Raw genomic sequence first — 20,199 nt, forward strand, 5'->3', positions numbered from 1 at the left:
GGTGGTGGCGGGGTGTGACGGGGTTGTTGTTTGAGAACTACATAGTGGACGCGAGCATCTTAAAATTATTAAGTGCAATTTCAGATAAACCTGGTGACCGGTTTTACCGGCCTCCATGGTTTTCTCGATAGCGATAATATTTATTGATCTTTGTGGTCAAGTTTTTAAGGGCACACGGTGGATGCCTTGGCATCAGGAGCCGAAGAAGGACGTAGGAATCTGCGATAAGCCTGGGGGAGTTGATAACCGAGCGTTGATCCCAGGATGTCCGAATGGGGAAACCCCGCCCGGCGCGCGAGTGACCGGGTGACCCGCATCTGAACACATAGGGTGCGTGGAGGGAACGTGGGGAAGTGAAACATCTCAGTACCCACAGGAAGAGAAAACAACAGTGATTCCGTTAGTAGTGGCGAGCGAACGCGGAAGAGGCTAAACCAGTGGTGTGTGATAGCCGGCGGGCGTTGCATCACTGGGGTTGCGGGACTTTCCGTACCGATTCTGCCGGATTGGTGAAGTGAGTGCAGATGCATAGGTGAACGGGTTTGAAAGCCCGGCCGTAGAGGGTGTTAGCCCCGTAACCGGAATGTATGCTGCCGCTTGGAGAGGATCCCAAGTAGCACGGGGCCCGAGAAATCCCGTGCGAATCTGCCAGGACCACCTGGTAAGCCTAAATACTCCCTGATGACCGATAGCGGACAAGTACCGTGAGGGAAAGGTGAAAAGTACCCCGGGAGGGGAGTGAAACAGTACCTGAAACCGTGTGCCTACAATCCGTTGGAGCAGGGCGATGCCACTTGTGGTGTTGTGCTTGTGACAGCGTGCCTTTTGAAGAATGAGCCTGCGAGTTAGTGTTACGTCGCGAGGTTAACCCGTGAGGGGAAGCCGTAGCGAAAGCGAGTCTGAACAGGGCGATGCAGTGGCGTGATCTAGACCCGAAGCGGAGTGATCTACCCATGGCCAGGTTGAAGCGCGTGTAAGAGCGCGTGGAGGACCGAACCCACTTCAGTTGAAAATGGAGGGGATGAGCTGTGGGTAGGGGTGAAAGGCCAATCAAACTCCGTGATAGCTGGTTCTCCCCGAAATGCATTTAGGTGCAGCGTTGCGTGTTTCTTACCGGAGGTAGAGCTACTGGATGGCTAATGGGCCCTACAAGGTTACTGACGTCAGCCAAACTCCGAATGCCGGTAAGTGAGAGCGCAGCAGTGAGACTGTGGGGGATAAGCTTCATAGTCGAGAGGGAAACAGCCCAGACCACCAACTAAGGCCCCTAAGCGTGTGCTAAGTGGGAAAGGATGTGGAGTTGCTCAGACAACCAGGAGGTTGGCTTAGAAGCAGCCATCCTTGAAAGAGTGCGTAATAGCTCACTGGTCAAGTGATTCCGCGCCGACAATGTAGCGGGGCTCAAGTACACCGCCGAAGTTGTGGCATTCAAATATTAGCCAAGCGGATGGTTTATCCATTTTCGTTCAAGCGTTTGGATGGGTAGGGGAGCGTCGTGTGGGCAGTGAAGTCGCGGTGTAAACCAGCGGTGGAGCCTACACGAGTGAGAATGCAGGCATGAGTAGCGAAAGACGGGTGAGAAACCCGTCCGCCGAATGATCAAGGGTTCCAGGGTCAAGCTAATCTGCCCTGGGTAAGTCGGGACCTAAGGCGAGGCCGACAGGCGTAGTCGATGGACAACGGGTTGATATTCCCGTACCGGCGAAAAACCGCCAATACTGATCGGGGGATACTAACCGCCCAATACCTGACCGTTAGCCCTTGTGGCGACACGGTTTTTGGTGGAGCGCGGGACCTGATCCCGGGAGGTAAGCGTATTAACAGGTGTGACGCAGGAAGGTAGCCGGGCCGGGCGATGGTTGTCCTGGTCTAAGGATGTAGGGTCAGTGATAGGTAAATCCGTCACTGTGTCTTGGATGACGCACCTGAGATCTGACGGGACCCACTTTGGTGGGAATCCGGTGATCCTATGCTGCCTAGAAAAGCATCGGCGCGAGGTTTTAGCCGCCCGTACCCCAAACCGACACAGGTGATCAGGTAGAGAATACTAAGGCGATCGAGAGAATTATGGTTAAGGAACTCGGCAAAATGCCCCCGTAACTTCGGGAGAAGGGGGGCCCCAACCTTGATGGACACTTGCTGTCCGGAGGGGATCGGGGCCGCAGAGACCAGGGGGAAGCGACTGTTTACTAAAAACACAGGTCCGTGCGAAGTCGCAAGACGATGTATACGGACTGACTCCTGCCCGGTGCTGGAAGGTTAAGAGGACCGGTTAGCCCTTACGGGCGAAGCTGGGAATTTAAGCCCCAGTAAACGGCGGTGGTAACTATAACCATCCTAAGGTAGCGAAATTCCTTGTCGGGTAAGTTCCGACCTGCACGAATGGAGTAACGACTTCCCCGCTGTCTCAACCATAAACTCGGCGAAATTGCAGTACGAGTAAAGATGCTCGTTACGCGCAGCAGGACGGAAAGACCCCGAGACCTTTACTATAGTTTGGTATTGGTGTTCGGTGTGGCTTGTGTAGGATAGGTGGGAGACTGTGAGACCCGGACGCCAGTTCGGGTGGAGTCATCGTTGAAATACCACTCTGGTCATACTGGATATCTAACTTCGGCCCGTAATCCGGGTCAGGGACAGTGCCTGATGGGTAGTTTAACTGGGGCGGTTGCCTCCTAAAGAGTAACGGAGGCGCCCAAAGGTTCCCTCAGCCTGGTTGGCAATCAGGTGGCGAGTGTAAGTGCACAAGGGAGCTTGACTGTGAGAGAGACATCTCGAGCAGGGACGAAAGTCGGGACTAGTGATCCGGCGGTACATTGTGGAATGGCCGTCGCTCAACGGATAAAAGGTACCTCGGGGATAACAGGCTGATCTTGCCCAAGAGTCCATATCGACGGCATGGTTTGGCACCTCGATGTCGGCTCGTCGCATCCTGGGGCTGGAGTAGGTCCCAAGGGTTGGGCTGTTCGCCCATTAAAGCGGTACGCGAGCTGGGTTTAGAACGTCGTGAGACAGTTCGGTCCCTATCCGCTGCGCGCGCAGGAAATTTGAGAAGGGCTGTCCTTAGTACGAGAGGACCGGGACGGACGAACCTCTGGTGTGTCAGTTGTACTGCCAAGTGCACCGCTGATTAGCTACGTTCGGATGGGATAACCGCTGAAAGCATCTAAGCGGGAAGCCCGCTTCGAGATGAGATTTCCATACACCTTGTGTGTGAGAGGCCCCCAGCCAGACCACTGGGTTGATAGGCCGGATGTGGAAGCGGGGACTAAAGACCCGTGAAGCTGACCGGTACTAATAGGCCGATAACTTACCACACCCACAGTCTGGGCAGGAAACGACTTCAAACGTTCCCGCCAAAGAAGGATTGTGTTGATCATGCTGCTTGCGTCCACTATGTGGTTCCCGGATAACAAACCCGTGTGTGGTTTGTCACCGTGGAACGAACCGCTGATTGTCCTTTCGGGGATGGTTGGGTGGTTTAGAATAAAAGAGAAGTGTTCATTCTTACGCGTGGATACTTTATCATGACAGGCACGGTTGAACGTGTTTGGTTGTGACCCATTGTTTTCCCCTCCACCAGGAGCAGTTTGGCCGGTGGTGCGGGTGGTAGGGTTACGGCGGTCATAGCGTGGGGGAAACGCCCGGTCCCATTCCGAACCCGGAAGCTAAGACCCACTGCGCCGATGGTACTGCATCCGGGAGGGTGTGGGAGAGTAGGTCACCGCCGGACAATATTTCGGTAGAGAGAGTAAGGCCCCGCCATCGGCGGGGCCTTACTTGTTTAACCAACAACCAGTCAGCTGGACCTCCGGCGGGCCCCTGGGGTGACGCAGTGGGTGCAATCCGCCACACTGGCTGTGTGTCCATCAAGAGCATGAACGAAGCGTTCGCCCAGCGGGTTAATTCCGGTGCGGACGTAGAGCGCACCGCTTTCTTCAGTGATGCAGTGTTTGCCATTGCCATGACCCTGCTGGCCGTGGATATCAAGGTTCCGCGGGTGGCCGGCGATGAGCTGGGCCGGGCCGTCGTCGAGCAGGGTCCGGAATTTGCCGCCTACCTGCTGTCCTTCGTGGTGACTGCAGCGTACTGGCTCAGTCATCACCGGCTTTTCCGGCTGTTGTCCGGCTATACAGTCGTCCTGCAGCGCCTCAACCTGGGGCTGCTCCTGATGGTTGGGCTTATCGGCTATGCCGCTGACATGATGGCCTTCTACAGCGATCAGGTGCTGGGTGTGGTGATTTACGCGACGATCCTCGGGCTGATCGGGGTGGCCAACACTACGCTGTGGGTCTATGCCGGGCGCCGCGGATTGTTTCAGGACGACATTGACCCCCAGCTTCTGGCCTACGCGCAGCGCCGCGTCGCGGTGACGCCTGCGGTCTTCCTGCTTTCCATACCGATTGCCTTTATTAGCCCCACTGCGGCCGCCTTGTCGTGGGCCGCCATCGTCGTCGGCAATCTGGTATTCCGGTTCCTGGGGAGACGGGCCGCAGCGGCGGATGTGAAGCCTTGATCCCCCGATTCGTTGGTTTGGCCCTTTGTCGGGTAGTCTTATATCTGCTTCTTCGGGAGCAAAGCCTGGAGGATTCGCCTAGCGGCCTATGGCGCACGCCTGGAACGCGTGTTGGGTTAACGCCCTCGGGGGTTCAAATCCCCCATCCTCCGCCAATAAGAAACACCCCGGTCCCTTGGACCGGGGTGTTTCTTTGTCTGGACGGCGTTCGCGCCGGTCCAGCCGGGCGTGCGGGTCGCCTAGCAGGCGCAAGTACTATTTGCCGAGTGCGTTATCCAGAGGCTTCTGGATTTCGCTGTAGGCACCGGTTTCCAGCTGTACGGCCGTTCCGTCGAGATACAGCGTGGGAGTGCCGGGTACCTCAAGGTCCTGGGCATCCTGCAGATCCCGGGCCACGCGCTCCTTGATGGCGTCGGAGGAGTAGTCGGACTGGAACTGCTCGATGTCCAGCCCCAGCTCCTCGGCGTAGCCGGTGAAGATTTCATCCGTGTTGGATTCGTTCTTCCAGTCTTCCTGGTGCTCGAAGACTTTGGCGGCCATGGCCTCCAACTTGCCCTGCTCCGCAGCGGCTTCGACTGCGCGGGCGGACGCCTCGGCGTTCTTGTGCTTGGGGAGCGGGTAGTTCCGGACAAGGATGCGGACCTCGTCTCCGTAGTCGGCCTTGGCCTGCTGGATCATGGGGTCCATCATGGCGCAGTAAGGGCACTGGTAGTCGGTGAAGAGCACCAGGGTGGCCTGCGGGTCCGCCGGATTGGTGATGGCCCGGGCGTCCGTGGGAACCAGCTGGTCCATCTGGTCCGCCGGTACGGTGACTTCCGGGGAGGGGGAAGCAGAGGCGCTGACCGAGGTATCGGGGGAGGAAGACTCTCCGGAGGTTCCGCAGGACACGACGCCGCCGCTTACCAGCAGGCCGGCGATGATCAGTGACGGTACAGCTTTGTGCATAGTTCCTTTCCTGCATGGGGAGCGCGCGCCGATGCGCGCCGGATACGGGTTGGGAGTTGCTGTCCTTTAAATGGTTCCACCGGGGCCGGGGGGATTGGAAGGGGGCTTTCCGCCCGGTTCCTGTGATCTTGATCAGCTTGGCCTGTGGCTCACAGGACGGTGCCGGTGACCCCGGGGCGACGCCGGTTACCGTGGCTCGATGCTGATACGCATGACGGTCTTGCGCTTGCCGATGTGCCGCTCGAAGGTGAATCCGGCCTTCTCGAACATGGCCCTCGTGCCGTTGTGGAGGAACGAGGATGAGGTTCTCTTGTCTGGGACGAGTTCGTTGGGGAACGAGACCACCTCGCCGCCGCCGGCCCGGGCGATCAGCTCAAGCGCACCGTCCAGTGCCTCCCGCGCCACCCCGGAGCGCCGGTGGTCCCGGTCGACGAAAAAGCACGTGATGCGCCACGGCGCCGGTCTCGTTTCGCCCGCGTCATACTGCTTGCGGTGGTAGATCCCCGGCAGCTCGTCCGGACTGCCGTACTGGCACCAGGCAATCGCCGCGTCGCCGTCGAACACGAGTGCCGCGTGAGCTGCACCTTCGGCTACGAGCCGCTGCTTGAAGGTGGGCCTGTCGTACTCGTCTTTGACGGTGTCCTGTGTGTCGCCGTGGAAATACGAGCAGTAACACCCGACCCACACTCCGTTGTGCTTCTGCGCGAGGGTCAGCCACGCTGGATAGGTCTCCGGGGTGAGTGGTTTGATGACGTGTGCCTGTGCCATGCCCGCCTCCAGGATTGCCGCGGGATCACGCCACCCGCGTGTGTGCGAACAGTACATCCGATGCGGGGCCGGCCTTCAAGACGAAATCGGCCGGTGCGGCACTATTTCGAGTCCTGACTGGCTTCCCGCCGCTCAGTCCTGCTGCTGGGACAAGCGGGCAAGTCGCTCGCGGGCTGAGCGTTCGGACGGGCCCATGTTTCCGAGCCCGAACTGGATGACGCGCAGCACCAGTCTCACCGGGCCGTGCACCGGCAGCTTGATTGGCCCCAGACAAGGTTCGCGGAGGCCGAGCAGTTCGCGGTGCCGCGGTTCCAGGGAGGCGACGGCGCCGGCGAACAGGACCCGGTAGCCGATGAGCTGGTTCTTCGGCAGGGGAGGGTGGCGCAGGAAGCGCACCACTTCCTGCACCGTGGCGCTGGAGCGCAGCTCGGGATCGAAGGCGGCCATCTGCTTCCGCAGCCCGGCCAGGTCCCGGGGCGGGCTGTCGATGCGCATCAGTTCACCGGCGGTGGCCCACTCGGCCACGTAGGCATCCGGGCCACCGGGTATGGACCCGCCAAACTCCATGTGAGAGGTCAGGAACGCATCGGTAAAGGCGAGGTGGACCCAGCGGGCCAGCTCGGGATCGTTCGCCGAATAGGGCCGTTCGACGCCGGCGGCATCCTCGTAGGTGCCCCGAACCCGTTCATGCAGCCGCAGCACCCAGTTTGATGCGCCGCGTGCCGCCGTCGTATCCCCGTAGGTGACGGTGAAGATCCAGCGGATGGTGCCCGCGAGCCGGCCGAGCGGATCTTCCTTGTAGTTGGAATAATCGCGCACGCCGGCCATCGCGCCGGGGTGCAGCGCCTGCAGGAGCAGGGCACGGATGCCGGCGACGATCGTCGTCATGGACCCGTGGACCGCCCACACTGCGGAGTCCGGTCCGTAATAGCCGCGGTCAGTGCCGTTGGCGAGTTCCAGTTCCCATTCCGGGATGGTCTCGGCATTGTTGCTGAAGGTGCCGACCAGCTGCCGGCGCCAGGAAGAAAGAAGCGTGCCCATCGTCCCAGTATGGCCCCGGCGGCTGGGAGGTGCCCGGCAAGGGGCACCTCTCCGGATCAGAGGACCCCGGCCAACCGAACCCGGGACCCCCAGGACCTAGCGCAGCTGGATGTCCACCGACCGGGAATTGCCCAGCCCGCGCTCCAGCACGCCGGAACGGTTGGTGACGTCGTCGCGCAGGATTTCGGTGACCGAACCCAGGAACCTGGACAGGTCCACCTTGTCCTCCGGGGCGGCGAGCAGCAGCTGGAAGCCGAACTCGTGCAGCGCATTGATGGACGCCTCCGCGAAGGACAGCGAGGACTTCACGAACGCCTCATCCATCATCACCGTGCCGTAGGTGCTGAACCCCTGGGACACGATGCCCAGCTGGTAGGCCAGTGCTGAGGCCATGATGAACGCCGTGAACCGCTGGCCCTCGCCGCCGGACATCAGCGACGCCTGCAGATTGGTGTACGTGTGGCCGTTGGCAAGGCGGTGGTTGCAGGTGATGGTCACGTGCGAGCGGACATCCAGCACCTCGGCCCGCCAGCGCTTCTCCTCCGGATCCTTCAACCGGTCCACCAGCGTCTCCAGGGCCGCGTAGCGGGCGTCCATCTCCGCCTTGTCCTGCCGCCGCCCCATCATGGGCAGCGCGTTCTTCAGCTCGGTGCGGAACTTGTACGCGGCGTCGGGAACGGTGGTGGCCACCTCGATCTCCAGGTGGCTGCCCGCGTGGTATTCCACCCGTCGCAGCACGGAGTTCAAGGGCAGCAGCCGGGAGGAGATGCTCCGGCGTTCCTCATCGAGCAGCTGCAGCAGGTCGCTGAAGCGCTCGTAGGTGCGGTTGTTGAAGTACTCGCGGAACTCTGCCTCGCGCTGCGGCAGGCCCTCGGTGATGATGCCTTCGAACCGGTCCTCGTAGGCGCCGGCAGCCTCCACGGAGGTGCCGAAGTCCGAACCCCACTTGTCGGAGTACGTTTCGAAGGTCCGCTCCAGCTTCGCGCGGGTCTCCAGCAGGGTCTTCTCCAGCCGGCTCTGCTCGGTGATCAGGGACCGTTCCACCTCCCCGGCGGCCTCCTTCAGCGCGGCGGCGTCGGTCAGGTCCCCGAACGGAGCAAACAGGTTCGCCAGCGCGGTGCGCAGCCCCTCGGAGAGATTGTCGGGCGCCTTGGCGGAGAGTGCGGTGCGGCGTTCGACGGCGGCGGCCAGGTCCGCGTTCAGCCGCGCAGTGTTCTGCTTCAGTCCGCCCACCCGCTCCGTGGCGGCGGTCAGGTCCAGCTCGGCGGTGTCCAGCTCAAAGCGGATCTGCTCCAGGTCCTCGTTGGCATCCCGCGCCGACTCCAGCCGGTCGGTGGCCTGCGCGACGGCGGCGCGTGCGGCCTCCGCGGACAGCTCCTCCCAGGTGCGGCCGTCGTCGAGCACACGGCGCACCGCGGCCAGCCGTCGGACAATCTCATCCTGTTCCCGGGCGTGCTGCTGGGAGACAGTGTCCGCCTCCTCGAAGACCGCACGCAGGGCCAGCAGCTCGTTGCCGAGCGCCGCGACGGTGTCCTTGTTGTCAAAGCCCAGGACGTTGTCCGAGGCCTTGGTGTGCCGGTCATCTTTTTCGGTGGTGCTGCGGTTGCGCTTGACCGCACCGCCCAGGCTCACGCCCTTGGCGACGCCGGCCAGCCCGGCCGGGTCCTCCACGCAGACAAAGTCGTAGTGTGCGGTGATTTTCCGGCGCACCCAGTCGCCCATGGCGGAATCGTGGGTGACCAGCTTGGTGATCAGGTCATCGGGTCCGGGCTCGGCGGGGCCGTCCAGGGGCACAGAGACGTCGATGCAGCGGACGTAGCCCTGCATGTCGTTCTCACTCAGGAAGCGGGTGACCGCGGCCATGTGTTCGCCGGGCACCAGCAGGGCGGTGGCCAGGGAGCGCAGGGTGCGCTCGGCGGCCGGACGCCACTGGGCGTGTTCGGCGGGCAGGTCGATCAGTTCGGCGGCGAAGGGCATGTCTGCCTCGTCGATGCCGGTGGCCGCGCAGATCCGGGTCCGCTGGTCCAAGGATTCCTGCCGGATGCTGGATTTGCGGCGGCGGAAGGAACCGATCTCGTTCTCCAGCTTGGCGATCTGCCCCTTCAGCGACCACGCCTCGCCGTGCGCGTTGCTGCTGCGCTCCTTGGCGGCGTCCAGGTCCTTGGTCAGGGACTTCATCAGGTCCGCGGCGCGGCTGCGGGCCGTGACCAGCCCGGCGGGGGAGAAATCGACGTCGATCCCCGCCGCGGTGAGCTCGTCGCGGAACGCGTTCTCCACGGTTTCGCGGGAGCGCAGCTGCGCGGCCGCGGCGGCGAGTTCGCGTTCCAGGGTGGCGATGGCGCCGCCGCCCTCTTCTGCGTAACGGGTGCTCAGGGCATCGCGCTGGTCCTTCAGGGTGGCCCGGCGGGCTTCCGCGGCGGACAGTTCCGCGCGGGCAGCTGCGGCTTCAGCTTCCAGCTTCTCGGCGGTGCGTCGGGCGCCGTCCAGGGCCAGGCGCTGCCGGTAGGCGGGCAGTCCTTCCTTGGTCAGGGCCCGGTTGTGCGCCAGGGCGTCCGCGGCCTGCCGGTAGCGGGTGTGGAGTTCGGGGACGGAGGCCAGGTGGTCGCGCTGCTGCCGGGCGCGTTCGAGCTGGCGGCGGATGCTGCGCAGGTGGCTGAAGTCCTCCACCGCTTCCTCGGCGGCGGTGAGGGTGCGCGGGGTGTCCAGCACATTGGTGCGGAAGAAGTCATTGACGGTGCCGCCCAGGCCCTTGCCGGTCTGCAGGATGCGCAGCAGGTTGAAGGCCTTCTCATCCTCCACGCCCAGGGCCTGCCGGTAGCGTTCGGCGAACGTCTTGTGCGAATCGAACACGGCGGCGCCGGGCAGCAGCGCCTCCAGACTGCCCTTGGTGAAGCGGCCGCGGATGCCGGTCTGCAGGGCGGCGAGGTCCAGGGGCCGGTTGTGCACCAGGTAGAACCGGCCCAGGTTGTGTTCGGTGCCGGTGGCCGGCAGATCCATCACCACGGAGAGGGACGTGATCTGGCCCAGCCCGTTGTCGAAGGTCAGGCAGACCGCGGACCAGGTGGCGCCGGGGCGCTGGTAGGCGGTGCCCGCGCCGTCGTCCGCTCCCTGCGTGCCCAGCCTGCCGCGCATGTAGGAGAAGGCGGTGCGCTTTTCCTCGGCGTTGGTGCCGTTGTTGTTCTGTGCGGCCTCGTTCATCTTCGGGCGGGCGTCCATCACCAGCAGCATCGCGTCAAAGACGGTGGATTTGCCCACGCCGGAGTCGCCGGTGAGCAGGGTGCCGGCACGGTCCACCTTGATGGTGTGCGCGCCGTCGAAGGTTCCCCAGTTCACGATCTGCACGGAGGAGAGCCGATTCTGGCCGGGGTTGATCAGGTCGCCCATGGGGAGGGTGGTTTCGATGCTCATGCCGGCTCCTCGCCGTCGTTCGTGGCGGGTTCAGCGTTCTCAGGCACAGTGTCGGTGCCGTCCAGATCCAGGGTGGCCGCGCCGTCGTCCGCTGCGTCGTCCCCCGCGTCCCCGGACAGGGTGTTCATAAAGGTGACGATGTCGCCGATCTGGCTGTAGGGCAGGGCCAGCGGCAGGGCGGGGGAGATGACCCAGACGTTGTCCAGCTCGGTGGGGATGAGCAGGCGGCGGTCCTGGACGAGCTTGCGGATGGCGGCGTCCGCGGTGTCCTCCACGGATTTCGCGTCGCGCTGTCCCGGGTCCACGTAGGACTCGAGCACCTCGAGGATGTCCTGCCGGGCGATGGTGGCCTCGTTCCCGGTGCCGGTGTGCCGGTCCAGGATCAGCCGCAGGCGCAGCAGCAGCAGGGTTTCCTCACGGGTCATTTCGCGCTGGCGCTGCAGGGCGGAGGTGTGCGGGTCGGGCATTTCCACCGGGCGCAGCAGCGCGACCTTGCGGTCCTCGTCAATGACCAGGGTGAGGAACAGTTCGCTCAGCCGCACGCGCAGCTGGTCCTGGTTGTCCACCACGGTCTCGTACACGTTGTCGGACGAGGTGCCGTCCAGGTACGGGCCGCGCAGCAGCCGGATCAGGGCCTGGCGCAGCTTCAGCGGCAGGGTGCCGGTGTCGCCGGGGAACAGTTCCGGGCCGTCGACCAGGAGGTCGCGCGGGGCGTCGGTTTCCTCGGTGTCTTCTGCTTCCAGCTCCGGGTTTTCCGGGACGTGTTCTTCCAAGACGTTCTCGTCCGGGGCGGCGTGGATGGTCTCGCTCATTTTTCGGGGGCTTTCGCGACGGCGACGGCGGGCAGCAGCGCGGTGCGCTCGCTGCCGTCGATCTGGGTAAAGGTAACGGATTCAAGGGTGTCGCCTGCAGCTGAGCCGCCGGCGAGCAGGGCACGGATGCTGTTCAGGTGCCGGTGCTCGGGCGGCAGCTGCTCGAACACCTGGGCCACCGTGGCACCGGGGCGTTTCGCCGTCGCCCGGGAGACGGCGTCGGCCAGCACCCGCCGGTCCGCACGCGGGGTGCGGACCGAGCGGTGGATGTCCGCCTCGGTGAACTGCGGCGGTTCGGGCAGCGTGCGCGGGGCGGCGTGGTCTTCGGGGTTGTAGACCCGGACCATGCTCAGGGACTCGAAGCCCGACCCGTACAGCTGCGGCGCGGGCACGACGGCGGCGCGGCGGCGTCCGCGCGGAGCCTTGTGGATGGCGGCCTCGGCGGCGCGGATGAGCTGGCGCAGCTGCACCGATTCGCGGTACTCGTCGCTCTGCACGTAGGTGTGCATGGATTCGGAGAGCCGGCCGTAGATGCGGTGGATTTCGGTGGCCTGGTCCCGCATGTCGGAAATCAGCCGGTACAGGCTCTGCCGGTCCTCGGAACTGAGGTTGTCCGCGAAGTCCCGTTCCAGGACCTCGGCGATGGCGGCGCGGAAGCGGGCCTGCTGGTCGGCGTCGTTCAGGAAGGCGGTGAAGCCCTCGTAGGTGCGGCCTTCGGCGGTGCTGCGCAGCTTTTTGTCCGCTTCGAGGATTTCGCCCATGGTCAGGCCCTTGGCGGCGTTGGATTCCACCATTTCCTGGCGCAGGTTGTGCAGCATCTTTTCCAGGCCGTCGCGCATGCGTTTGAAGTCGGCCGGCAGGGCGGCGGCCAGGTCCAGGATGTCGCGGGCGGCTTCGACGGCGGTGTCCTCCGGCAGCGGCGGAGGAGCCTCGCCGGTTTCCAGGGCGCGGATCATCTCCTCGCGGCGGGCGACCTCTTCTTTAAGGACAGCGATGCGTGCGGCCGGGTCCGGGTTGGATTCCTGCGCAAGGTTTTCCACCCGGTCCAGCAGGGTGGCAAGGCGGGAGGAGTTCAGGGACGTTTTGTCGCTGGTGTAGCCGTCCAAGTAGGAGAGGAAGCGGGCGGAGGATTCGGTGAGTTCGTAGACGAACTTCCCGTCGGCGCGGGGCCGGGCCAGGAAGCGGCGGGCCACCCAGTCATCGGCGTAGTTCCGGCCGGTCCAGTCTTCGCGCAGGGATACGCCGTCCATGCGGAGCCGGTTCAGGAAGCTGTCCGTCATGGCGTGGAAGTCGTCCAGCGGAACCCGCGGGCGGGTGCGGGTGAAGGCTTCGCGGAAGAGCGCCGGGACCCAGGCGTTGGCGTTGGTCAGTTTCCAGCCGGGGGAGGCCTGGAGCCGCTGCAGTTCGGCCCAGCGGGCGACGGCGTTCTCGATGAAGGACATTCTGCGCTTTCCGCCCGTGCGGTGGGGAAAAACGGGCCTCCTCGATTTTAGCCGGGTGGGAGGGTGGCAAGCCCCGCGGCACGCAGGCCGGCACCCGCTGCCGCGGCCGGCCTACCGCCCGAGAGTGATCACAGACGACGCCCAGGACAGCCGCAGCAGCGACCAAACCCGCCCGGCGCACCCGCCGGAAACCCCGGCGACCACACCGCCGCCGGGCACCATCCGAGCCGGTTCAAAAGCGCCCGCTAACCACCCTCACCGAGGCAGCCAGCCCACCCACCGACCGAGGAAACCAACACCCGAAACAGCAGCGCACCAGCTCCGAAATCCGCCACCGGCACCCCCCGGCCACAACCACGCCTCCCACCCGCCCTAACGCCGCACGGCGCACGCCTCACGCGCGCGTCGGCGGCGGGCTGGATCCACCAGGGGAACCAGCTGCGGTACCAGGACGGCGGCGGGGTGGAGATTGGTCTCCACCCCCAGCGGGACGGGACTGGCAGCAACAGGCCGCCGCGGGGGATCAGACCAGGGCCGCGCAGGGGCCGGCTAACCATGGACAGGCAGCAGCAGCGTGCGAGCTGCGGCGTGCGCCGGGGGAGAACCTCGAGGGATTCCAAGCCTCTAAGGGGGAGCGGGAAACAGTGCAGCAGACAGCACCAGGCGCAGGGACACTAGAAATATCTGCGTCGATATCGAAGCCCCGAAATCGCACCAGCGCAGAGCATCAGACTCCCAAGGGGGAGCGCCACGAAGACAAGAGCCACAACCCACGAGGGCACCGTCTCTGTGAGGCCGGTAACCCAGAGTGATCCCCCGTAGAAGAAGACACCTCCTACGAGAAGCCCCAAGATTGTCCGGAACTGAGTTTTCCTAGTCTTCTCAGCTCTCTCGGCAGAACTAGGCGCAATCGCCTTGACCCTCCGCTCAATCTCAGCATTCAGCGCGTCTTTTCCATCCCCCGGGTCTAGGGCACCACGAAGCTCAATCAGTTCCTTCAGCGCCGCGCGTTCACGCACGTCCCCCCGGACGCCGAAATAGGCTGTTACAACGACGACGAAGCACGAGGCGATTGCCCCCAAAATAATTTGCACTAGGGAATCCTATAGGTGAGTGCTCAGTCCGCAGGACCGGCGGCGGAAAATGGAAAACGAGTGAGCCCGGCATCCCACCGCTGGCAGCCGGGAACCGGCCAGTCGAACGCAGCTGGTCGGGCAGCGAACGATGCAATTTTCTCGGCGGTCAGGAGCTCCGCCAGCTGCCGGCCCAGCTCCCCTGCAGTCACGCGAGAACTCGCTCAACCCCCTCGACTTCCTCAGCGTTCAACGCATCGCCGATCCAGCCACAGCACGGTCGGCAGCTCGTGGTCGCTGTGGAAGGTGACTCCGTGGTCCTCTCCGTACCGTGCCCGTCGGCCATGGCGAGGACGTGGTCGCCTTGCAATCGGCATTGTTGACCAGGACGTCGAACACCGCCATCTGCCCCAGCACCGCAGTGTCCTCATGAACCAGTGAGGCGATCCTCCAGGTCTCGTCCTGGCCCTGGAGCACATCTTTCCACCCGCTGTCCGGCACCTTGTCAACAGCCACCAGGTTCACGGCGGTCTGCCCGGGATCGGTCTCCTGCCAGAGCTGGACCATGCCCTCGCCGAGCGGTCCGTCGCCCGGCCAGGGTGCGCGGCACGATGTTCCAGCCCAGCGCCTCTGACACCAGGTACGCGGCCCACCTCGCGGTGTGCCAGGCATCCGTCGGGAAAGCCCACAGCGGCTTTTCGCCGGCGAGCGGTTTGGAGACCACGACGGCGTCGCCGGTGCTGCCCAGGAAGTCGGTGTTGGATGCCGTCACCAGATCGCCTTTAAGTGTGCCCGTCGGGCTCAGCATCGTCGTCGTCCTCGAGGAAGACGCCGTCGTCCCCATCCACCTCTTCGAGGGGGTAGGGCTCGTCGACCACCTGCGTCGTCGTCGGGTCCCATCTCAGGGCTCACCACCCCGGCGCGGAACTGTTCCTGAACACCCTTGAGATCGTCATTGTCCACGAGTGCCAGGGGAATGCCGCTCGCGGGAACGGTGAGGCAACCACGCACCCACCCACCTCTGGTACCACCCGCCCCCGGCGCCTAGACTGACGGAGCCGTCTGAGCGCGCCGAACTGAGGAGCAGCATGCCCACGATCGCCGAGACCGTCGTCCACAACCTCGCTGCCAACGGGATCCAGCGGATCTGGGGAGTTCCCGGCGACTCCCTGAATGCGGTGACTGAGGCCATCCGCCGGGAGAAGGGCATCGAGTGGATGCTCACCCGGCATGAGGAGGAAGCCGCGTTCGCCGCCGCCGGGGAGGCGGCGCTGACGGGCGAGCTCGCGGTATGCGCGGGCAGCTGCGGCCCCGGCAACATGCACCTCATCAACGGGCTCTACGACGCGCACCGCAGCCGGGTTCCCGTGCTCGCGATCGCCTCGCACATCCCGAGCGACGAGATCGGCAGCCAGTACTTTCAGGAGACCCGGCCCACCGAGCTGTTCCGTGACTGCACGGTCTTCTGCGAGATGGTCCTGAGCCCCGACCAGATGCCGCGGCTGCTGGAGATCGCCATGCGGACGGCCATCGAGAAGAGGGGCGTCGCCGTGCTCGTGATGGCGGGCGACACCGCGCTGGAAGGCGCCGTCGACGAGCGCGTCTTCACCGTCCGCCGCACCGACCCCGTCACCATGCCCTCCCCGGCAGAGCTGCAGGAGGCCGCCGCCACGCTGAACTCCTGCGGGAACGTGACCATCCTGGCGGGCGCCGGCGTCGAGGGGGCGCGCGAGGAGGTCCTCGCCCTCGCCGACGCACTCGGTGCGCCGATCGTACATGCCCTCCGCGGCAAGGAATTCATCGAGCATGACAACCCGTTCGACGTCGGCATGACCGGCCTCCTGGGCTTCGCGTCCGGCTACCGGGCCATGGAGGACTGCGACGCACTGCTGATGCTCGGCACCGACTTCCCGTACCAGCAGTTCTACCCGAAGCACGCGAAAATCCTGCAGATCGACATCCGGGGCGAGCAGCTCGGCCGCCGCGTGCCGCTCACCCAAGGCATGGTCGGCGGCGTGCGCGAGACAGCGGAGGCACTGCTGCCGCTGCTCGAACGGAAGTCCAACCGCACCCACCTCGAGAAGTCGCTGGACCACTACCGCCGCACCCGGAAGCAGCTCGACGACCTCGAGAAGCAAGGTCCGGGCACCATCCATCCGCAGCACCTCGCCCACCTGATCGACAAGCTCGCCGACGACGACGCGGTCTTCCTGCCCGACGTCGGCACTCCGGTCATCTGGGCGTGCCGGCACCTGCACATCGGCGCGCGACGGCGGCTGATCGGCTCCTTCTGGCACGGCACCATGGCGGCGGCCACCCCCCTCGGTCTCGGCGCCCAGGCGGTGGACCGGAACCGGCAGGTTGTCATCCTCGCCGGCGACGGCGGCCTGGCGATGATGCTCGGTGAGCTGCTGACTGCGGTGCAGCACAAGCTGCCGATCAAGATTGTCGTGTTCGACAACGCGGCGCTCAGCTTCGTGGAGGTGGAGATGAAGGCGGCGGGCATCGTCAACTTCGGCACCGGGCTCGAGAACCCGGACTTCGGTGCGGTCGCGCAGGCTGTGGGGATGCACGGCGAGAGCGTCACGCGTCCGGAGGATCTCGAGGGCGCGCTGCGCCGTGCGTTCGCGTACGACGGCCCCGCGCTTGTCTCAGTCGCGGTGGAGCGGCAGGAGCTCTCCATGCCGCCGAAGATCGAAGCGAAGCAGGCCACCGGCTTTGCTGTCTACGCGATGCGGACGGTGCTTGCCGGCAATGGACGCGAACTTATCGACCTGGCAAAGGCCAACGCGCGGCAGCTGCTGTGAGTGATGTATGTGCCCTGACCCAATGAATTTACAGATCGGGGGAGCGGAGCTTTAGTCCAGAAAATAGGAGCTGGTTTTGTTCTTGCTATCCAGTATCTCGTCAGTGGGGACACCTAGCGCTCGTGCAAGATCAATCGATCCACGGAGCGCAATCTGAAGATCAGGCGAGAAAGCCCGTTCCAGGACTGCCAGGTAGTTGGATAGACCCTGGTTCAATTCGTCGACGAGGCGGCCGTACTGTGCCGCCAGCTCTTCATCCAGAGCGCGTTGGTCCGCGAGGTAGCCCTTAATTAGGTCCGCCTCGGTCCTGGAGAGTGAAGCGGAAACACACTGGTACATGATGGTGCCAACGGTATTGCCGATCACGGCGCCGATGACAGGAACCGGGATTAGTGCTTGTCCCACGAAGGACGACAGGGCGGCTATGGCAGCTTCCAGGCAAACGACTTCGGCGTTCTCGAGGAATTCGAGCGCGCCAAGCTCGCCATTACGTAGCCTGTGCGCCTGCTCTGCAATGCCGAAAGTAGCGGTAACGATTGAGCTGGCCACTGCCGCCGATGTGGCGGTGAAGTTTGTCAACGAGTAAACGCTCACACCTCTGACTCCGCCTCTAGCCACTCCAAGTCCTGATTCGGTGAGGATCTCGGCCCAGTCTTGGGCGCTGAACTCTTGGAACTGTTTACCTGCCTTACGTTTGGCCATAACTGCCAGTAAAAAACTCGTACCGCCTTCTAGCGTCGCAGCAACCAGAGAAGCCTTCGCTCCCTCCTCCAGCTTTGGGCGGCTTCGCTGGTAAGCGCGGTCACGCAACGCTCGGTCAGTGGATCTCAGCGAGTCCTGTTCGGACTCCAGGGTCGACGCGTATGTCCCTCTTTGTACGTCGCGATAGTCCAGCTTCGAGGGTTCCAATGATTCGATTTGGATCGATCCCTCGTTGAAGAATTTATTAATTCGCTGCCAATCCTTGAAGGACTCGCCCTTGCCACTGCGGGACACCAGCCTTCCCGCCTCCTCCGGGGACATGGAGTGCAGCCGTTGAACGGTCGTGAAATGATCTTGTGGGATCTGGTACCGACCACCGTTTTTGACATAGTCCGGATACCTTTTGAGATGTTCTTCCACCGCCGCGAGTGAGAAACTCCCTCCTGACATGGAGAACTTCTGCTGGATATCCACTCCGGCGCGCATGAGGTCCACTGGCCCGTTATCGTTCACCCAGGTATAGGTCGCCTTCTGGCCGCTTATCAGCTCTCTGGCGTTCCCTATTCCCAATTCGGCTATCTCAGCGATGAACCCATGCATTCCCTTTTGCCCGCCTCGATTGGTTGAGACGACTTCGAGATCGATCTTCAAGAGAGCATTATTGATGCTGGAAATCGCGTCGCTGAGGTTATCTTTTTGCGTAGCGAGCAACTCTAATAGGGCGTCCACTCGAAGCTGGTTTAGATAGTTTATCCAAGCGGCGGTCGCTTGTTCCTGGGTAGTCTGGGCGAACTTGTTCATGTCACTCGTCCGTGGTCTCCGGGTCAATCCGCCGGCCCAGCAGCGCGGCACAGGCCTTCGTGTTGTTCACCAATGTTGCGAGCCGCACATGATCCGCCTCATTTAGGGTGGCAAAATCAGCACGGTAAAATGTCAGACACTCTGCATATAGCGAGACCAAGCGGTTACGCAACGAAGAAGTCTCCTCTAACAAGGTTGCGATCTGAACATCGCTTTGTTTAGTTAGAGCGATGTTCTGCTTTATCGCAGTTAATGCTAGGTCTTTCGCAGCTCTATTCTCGAACTTTTTCTTCGAGAAGAGTACGACGGTTGTCAGCAGAGTGGCACCGGCGATCGTCCAGCCAACCGGACCGGCCAGGGCGAGCAGCGCACTCCCAGAGGCGGAACCAGCGCCGCCCGCGGTGAGAGCGCCTCCGCCAAGCCAAGCCAGCGCGGCATTGGTGGCGGCCGCGCCGGAAAGGGTGGAAATGGCAGTGCCCGTTGACGCGGTCCCAAACGTGGTCGCTGCCCACATTGCGGCGGTGGGGGCCACGCTGGCAATGGCGGCGCCCGCGGTGAAACCCGCCCCTGCTCCGACTGCCGATCGCCGTGCTGCCTCCAAGTCCTTTCGAGCAAACTCCTCGGCTTGCAGGAACTCCTTCTTGCGGAGCAGGATCTCGTCGAAATCGGCACGGAATGACTTCGGTGTGTTGGCGATACTGTTCACCAACATCTCGACAAGGGTGATCAGGTCGGCAGATCGTTCACGTTGCCGCATGAGCGACATGCCCTTGTCGCTCATCGCGGTGAACACGCCGTTGTATTCCGCCACAGCTTCGTCATATGAGTCGGGGGCTCTGGTGTTGAGTTCCTCGATCTTCTTTTTTGTCTGGCTGGTCTGGTCAACCAGGTGTGTCGACAAGACTCGACTGGTTTGGCGGACGCTCTCGGTGATCCTTCCGAGTCCGTCGAAGGCCTTGCCTTTGTCGTGTTTACCTTTGCCAGCATTGAGAGGTCCATCCATTGTGATCTCCACCCTTGGGTTCCTCCCGGTTACATCTAGACCGGCTTTGTGTTCTAGAACTCTAGTCGACCCACTGACGCTGATGTTGGAAGACTTCCGTCAAAGATGGCAGTGCCCACGGCTGGCACGGGATCCTGGTCGAAACGTCCCTAAGGACGGTGTTGCCGTGCACCCCCGGAACCATATCTGACAGGATGTTTTGCTTAAGACCCTCTCGCAGCGGCGACGCCCCCTACGGAGCAGATGCCTCAGCCCCGTCCACCCCCGCATCGCGTGCTGCTGCCACGGCCTGCGCCCGGGTGGTGACACCGAGCTTAGGGAAGATGCCCGAGACCACGTTGCGCACCGTTTTGACCGAGAGCACGAGCACATCAGCAATATGTTCGTTGGTGCGGCCCCGGCTCATCAGGCCCAGCACATCCCGCTCGCGCGGTGTGAGCTGCGGGAACGGCTCCGGCGGGCGCAGTCCTGCACGCAGGCCCTGGGCAACCTCCGGCGCGATCGTCATACCGCCGGATTCCACGGCGTCCAATGCGGCCTGGATTTCCGCATGGCCGGCGCCTTTGAGCAGGTAACCGCTCGCTCCTGCCCGCAGCGCCGCAAGCATGGTTGCCGGTTCGTCCACCATTGTCAGTGCCAGAACCCGGACTAACGGATGCTCAGCCACGATGCGCCTCGTGGCTTCCACGCCGCCCATGCCCGGCATCGACAGGTCCATGACCACAATGTCGGGTTCGCAGGCCGCCACCAGCATCACCGCCTCCTCTCCGCTCGCCGCTTCGGCAACTACCTCGACTCCGAGCTCATCGAAGAGGGCCCGCAACCCGTCCCGGTAGACCGGATGGTCGTCACACAGCAGGACTCTCATACGCGTGCCAATC

The 20,199-nt window shown here is 63.4% G+C and carries 12 protein-coding genes, 1 tRNA gene, 2 rRNA genes and 1 pseudogene; 5 read left to right on the plus strand and 11 right to left on the minus strand.

The window, feature by feature from the left end:
• The first annotated feature begins 154 nt into the window (after positions 1-154).
• The 4 genes from KG104_RS01145 (at position 155) to KG104_RS01160 (ending at position 4,671) form a co-directional block, all read left to right on the plus strand.
• Positions 155-3,317: ribosomal RNA gene (locus KG104_RS01145) — 23S ribosomal RNA — on the plus strand.
• A gap of 299 nt (positions 3,318-3,616) precedes the next feature.
• Positions 3,617-3,733 (plus strand): 5S ribosomal RNA (gene rrf / locus KG104_RS01150).
• 129 nt (positions 3,734-3,862) lie between these two features.
• Entirely contained in the window at positions 3,863-4,516 is a 654-nt protein-coding gene (locus KG104_RS01155; protein WP_207348332.1) for a TMEM175 family protein, read from the plus strand.
• Between the two features lie 67 nt (positions 4,517-4,583).
• Positions 4,584-4,671: transfer RNA gene (locus KG104_RS01160), tRNA-Ser, on the plus strand.
• A gap of 100 nt (positions 4,672-4,771) precedes the next feature.
• Here the strand turns inward: KG104_RS01160 and KG104_RS01165 are convergent.
• The 8 genes and pseudogenes from KG104_RS01165 to KG104_RS01200 all read right to left on the minus strand — a co-directional run.
• Positions 4,772-5,461, minus strand: coding sequence for a DsbA family protein (locus KG104_RS01165; protein ID WP_207348333.1), 690 nt, complete (start codon positions 5,459-5,461; stop codon positions 4,772-4,774).
• A 186-nt stretch (positions 5,462-5,647) separates the two neighbouring features.
• Positions 5,648-6,229: a GNAT family N-acetyltransferase gene (locus tag KG104_RS01170; protein WP_207348334.1), complete on the minus strand. Its 582-nt coding sequence runs from the start codon at positions 6,227-6,229 to the stop codon at positions 5,648-5,650.
• A 132-nt stretch (positions 6,230-6,361) separates the two neighbouring features.
• Positions 6,362-7,270: an oxygenase MpaB family protein gene (locus tag KG104_RS01175; RefSeq protein WP_207348335.1), complete on the minus strand. Its 909-nt coding sequence runs from the start codon at positions 7,268-7,270 to the stop codon at positions 6,362-6,364.
• Between the two features lie 96 nt (positions 7,271-7,366).
• Entirely contained in the window at positions 7,367-10,678 is a 3,312-nt protein-coding gene (locus KG104_RS01180; RefSeq protein WP_104055626.1) for an ATP-binding protein, read from the minus strand.
• On the minus strand, positions 10,675-11,490 hold the full coding sequence (locus KG104_RS01185) for a DUF4194 domain-containing protein (protein ID WP_207348336.1): 816 nt from the start codon (positions 11,488-11,490) through the stop codon (positions 10,675-10,677). Before KG104_RS01185 ends, KG104_RS01180 begins: the two co-directional genes overlap by 4 nt.
• On the minus strand, positions 11,487-12,932 hold the full coding sequence (locus tag KG104_RS01190) for a DUF3375 domain-containing protein (protein WP_207348337.1): 1,446 nt from the start codon (positions 12,930-12,932) through the stop codon (positions 11,487-11,489). Before KG104_RS01190 ends, KG104_RS01185 begins: the two co-directional genes overlap by 4 nt.
• A gap of 674 nt (positions 12,933-13,606) precedes the next feature.
• Entirely contained in the window at positions 13,607-14,026 is a 420-nt protein-coding gene (locus KG104_RS01195) for a hypothetical protein (RefSeq protein ID WP_207348473.1), read from the minus strand.
• A gap of 70 nt (positions 14,027-14,096) precedes the next feature.
• Positions 14,097-14,813, minus strand: a pseudogene (locus tag KG104_RS01200) (SCO1664 family protein); the annotation flags it as partial.
• A gap of 280 nt (positions 14,814-15,093) precedes the next feature.
• Here KG104_RS01200 and poxB point away from each other — a divergent pair.
• Positions 15,094-16,812: a ubiquinone-dependent pyruvate dehydrogenase gene (poxB, locus tag KG104_RS01205; protein WP_207348338.1), complete on the plus strand. Its 1,719-nt coding sequence runs from the start codon at positions 15,094-15,096 to the stop codon at positions 16,810-16,812.
• 51 nt (positions 16,813-16,863) lie between these two features.
• Here the strand turns inward: poxB and KG104_RS01210 are convergent, their stop codons facing one another.
• The 3 genes from KG104_RS01210 to KG104_RS01220 all read right to left on the minus strand — a co-directional run bounded on the left by KG104_RS01210 (position 16,864) and on the right by KG104_RS01220 (position 20,186).
• Complete coding sequence (locus tag KG104_RS01210) at positions 16,864-18,315, minus strand: hypothetical protein (protein ID WP_207348339.1); 1,452 nt, start codon at positions 18,313-18,315, stop codon at positions 16,864-16,866.
• Between the two features lies 1 nt (position 18,316).
• Positions 18,317-19,330, minus strand: coding sequence for a hypothetical protein (locus tag KG104_RS01215; RefSeq protein ID WP_207348340.1), 1,014 nt, complete (start codon positions 19,328-19,330; stop codon positions 18,317-18,319).
• Positions 19,331-19,550: 220 nt separating this feature from the next.
• Positions 19,551-20,186, minus strand: a complete 636-nt coding sequence (locus KG104_RS01220; protein WP_207348341.1) for a response regulator transcription factor — start codon at positions 20,184-20,186, stop codon at positions 19,551-19,553.
• Between the last annotated feature and the right edge of the window lie 13 nt (positions 20,187-20,199).

The sequence above is a fragment of the Arthrobacter sunyaminii genome (assembly GCF_018866305.1).
GTDB lineage: Bacteria > Actinomycetota > Actinomycetes > Actinomycetales > Micrococcaceae > Arthrobacter_B > Arthrobacter_B sunyaminii.

What these genes read in the sequence shown, in the direction of transcription:
- KG104_RS01165 (WP_207348333.1), bottom strand. Translation starts at nt 5,461, where the DNA reads ATGCACAAAGCTGTACCGTCACTGATCATCGCCGGCCTGCTGGTAAGC.
- poxB (WP_207348338.1), top strand. Translation starts at nt 15,094, where the DNA reads ATGCCCACGATCGCCGAGACCGTCGTCCACAACCTCGCTGCCAACGGG.
- KG104_RS01170 (WP_207348334.1), bottom strand. Translation starts at nt 6,229, where the DNA reads ATGGCACAGGCACACGTCATCAAACCACTCACCCCGGAGACCTATCCA.
- KG104_RS01175 (WP_207348335.1), bottom strand. Translation starts at nt 7,270, where the DNA reads ATGGGCACGCTTCTTTCTTCCTGGCGCCGGCAGCTGGTCGGCACCTTC.
- KG104_RS01185 (WP_207348336.1), bottom strand. Translation starts at nt 11,490, where the DNA reads ATGAGCGAGACCATCCACGCCGCCCCGGACGAGAACGTCTTGGAAGAA.
- KG104_RS01190 (WP_207348337.1), bottom strand. Translation starts at nt 12,932, where the DNA reads ATGTCCTTCATCGAGAACGCCGTCGCCCGCTGGGCCGAACTGCAGCGG.
- KG104_RS01180 (WP_104055626.1), bottom strand. Translation starts at nt 10,678, where the DNA reads ATGAGCATCGAAACCACCCTCCCCATGGGCGACCTGATCAACCCCGGC.
- KG104_RS01220 (WP_207348341.1), bottom strand. Translation starts at nt 20,186, where the DNA reads ATGAGAGTCCTGCTGTGTGACGACCATCCGGTCTACCGGGACGGGTTG.
- KG104_RS01210 (WP_207348339.1), bottom strand. Translation starts at nt 18,315, where the DNA reads ATGAACAAGTTCGCCCAGACTACCCAGGAACAAGCGACCGCCGCTTGG.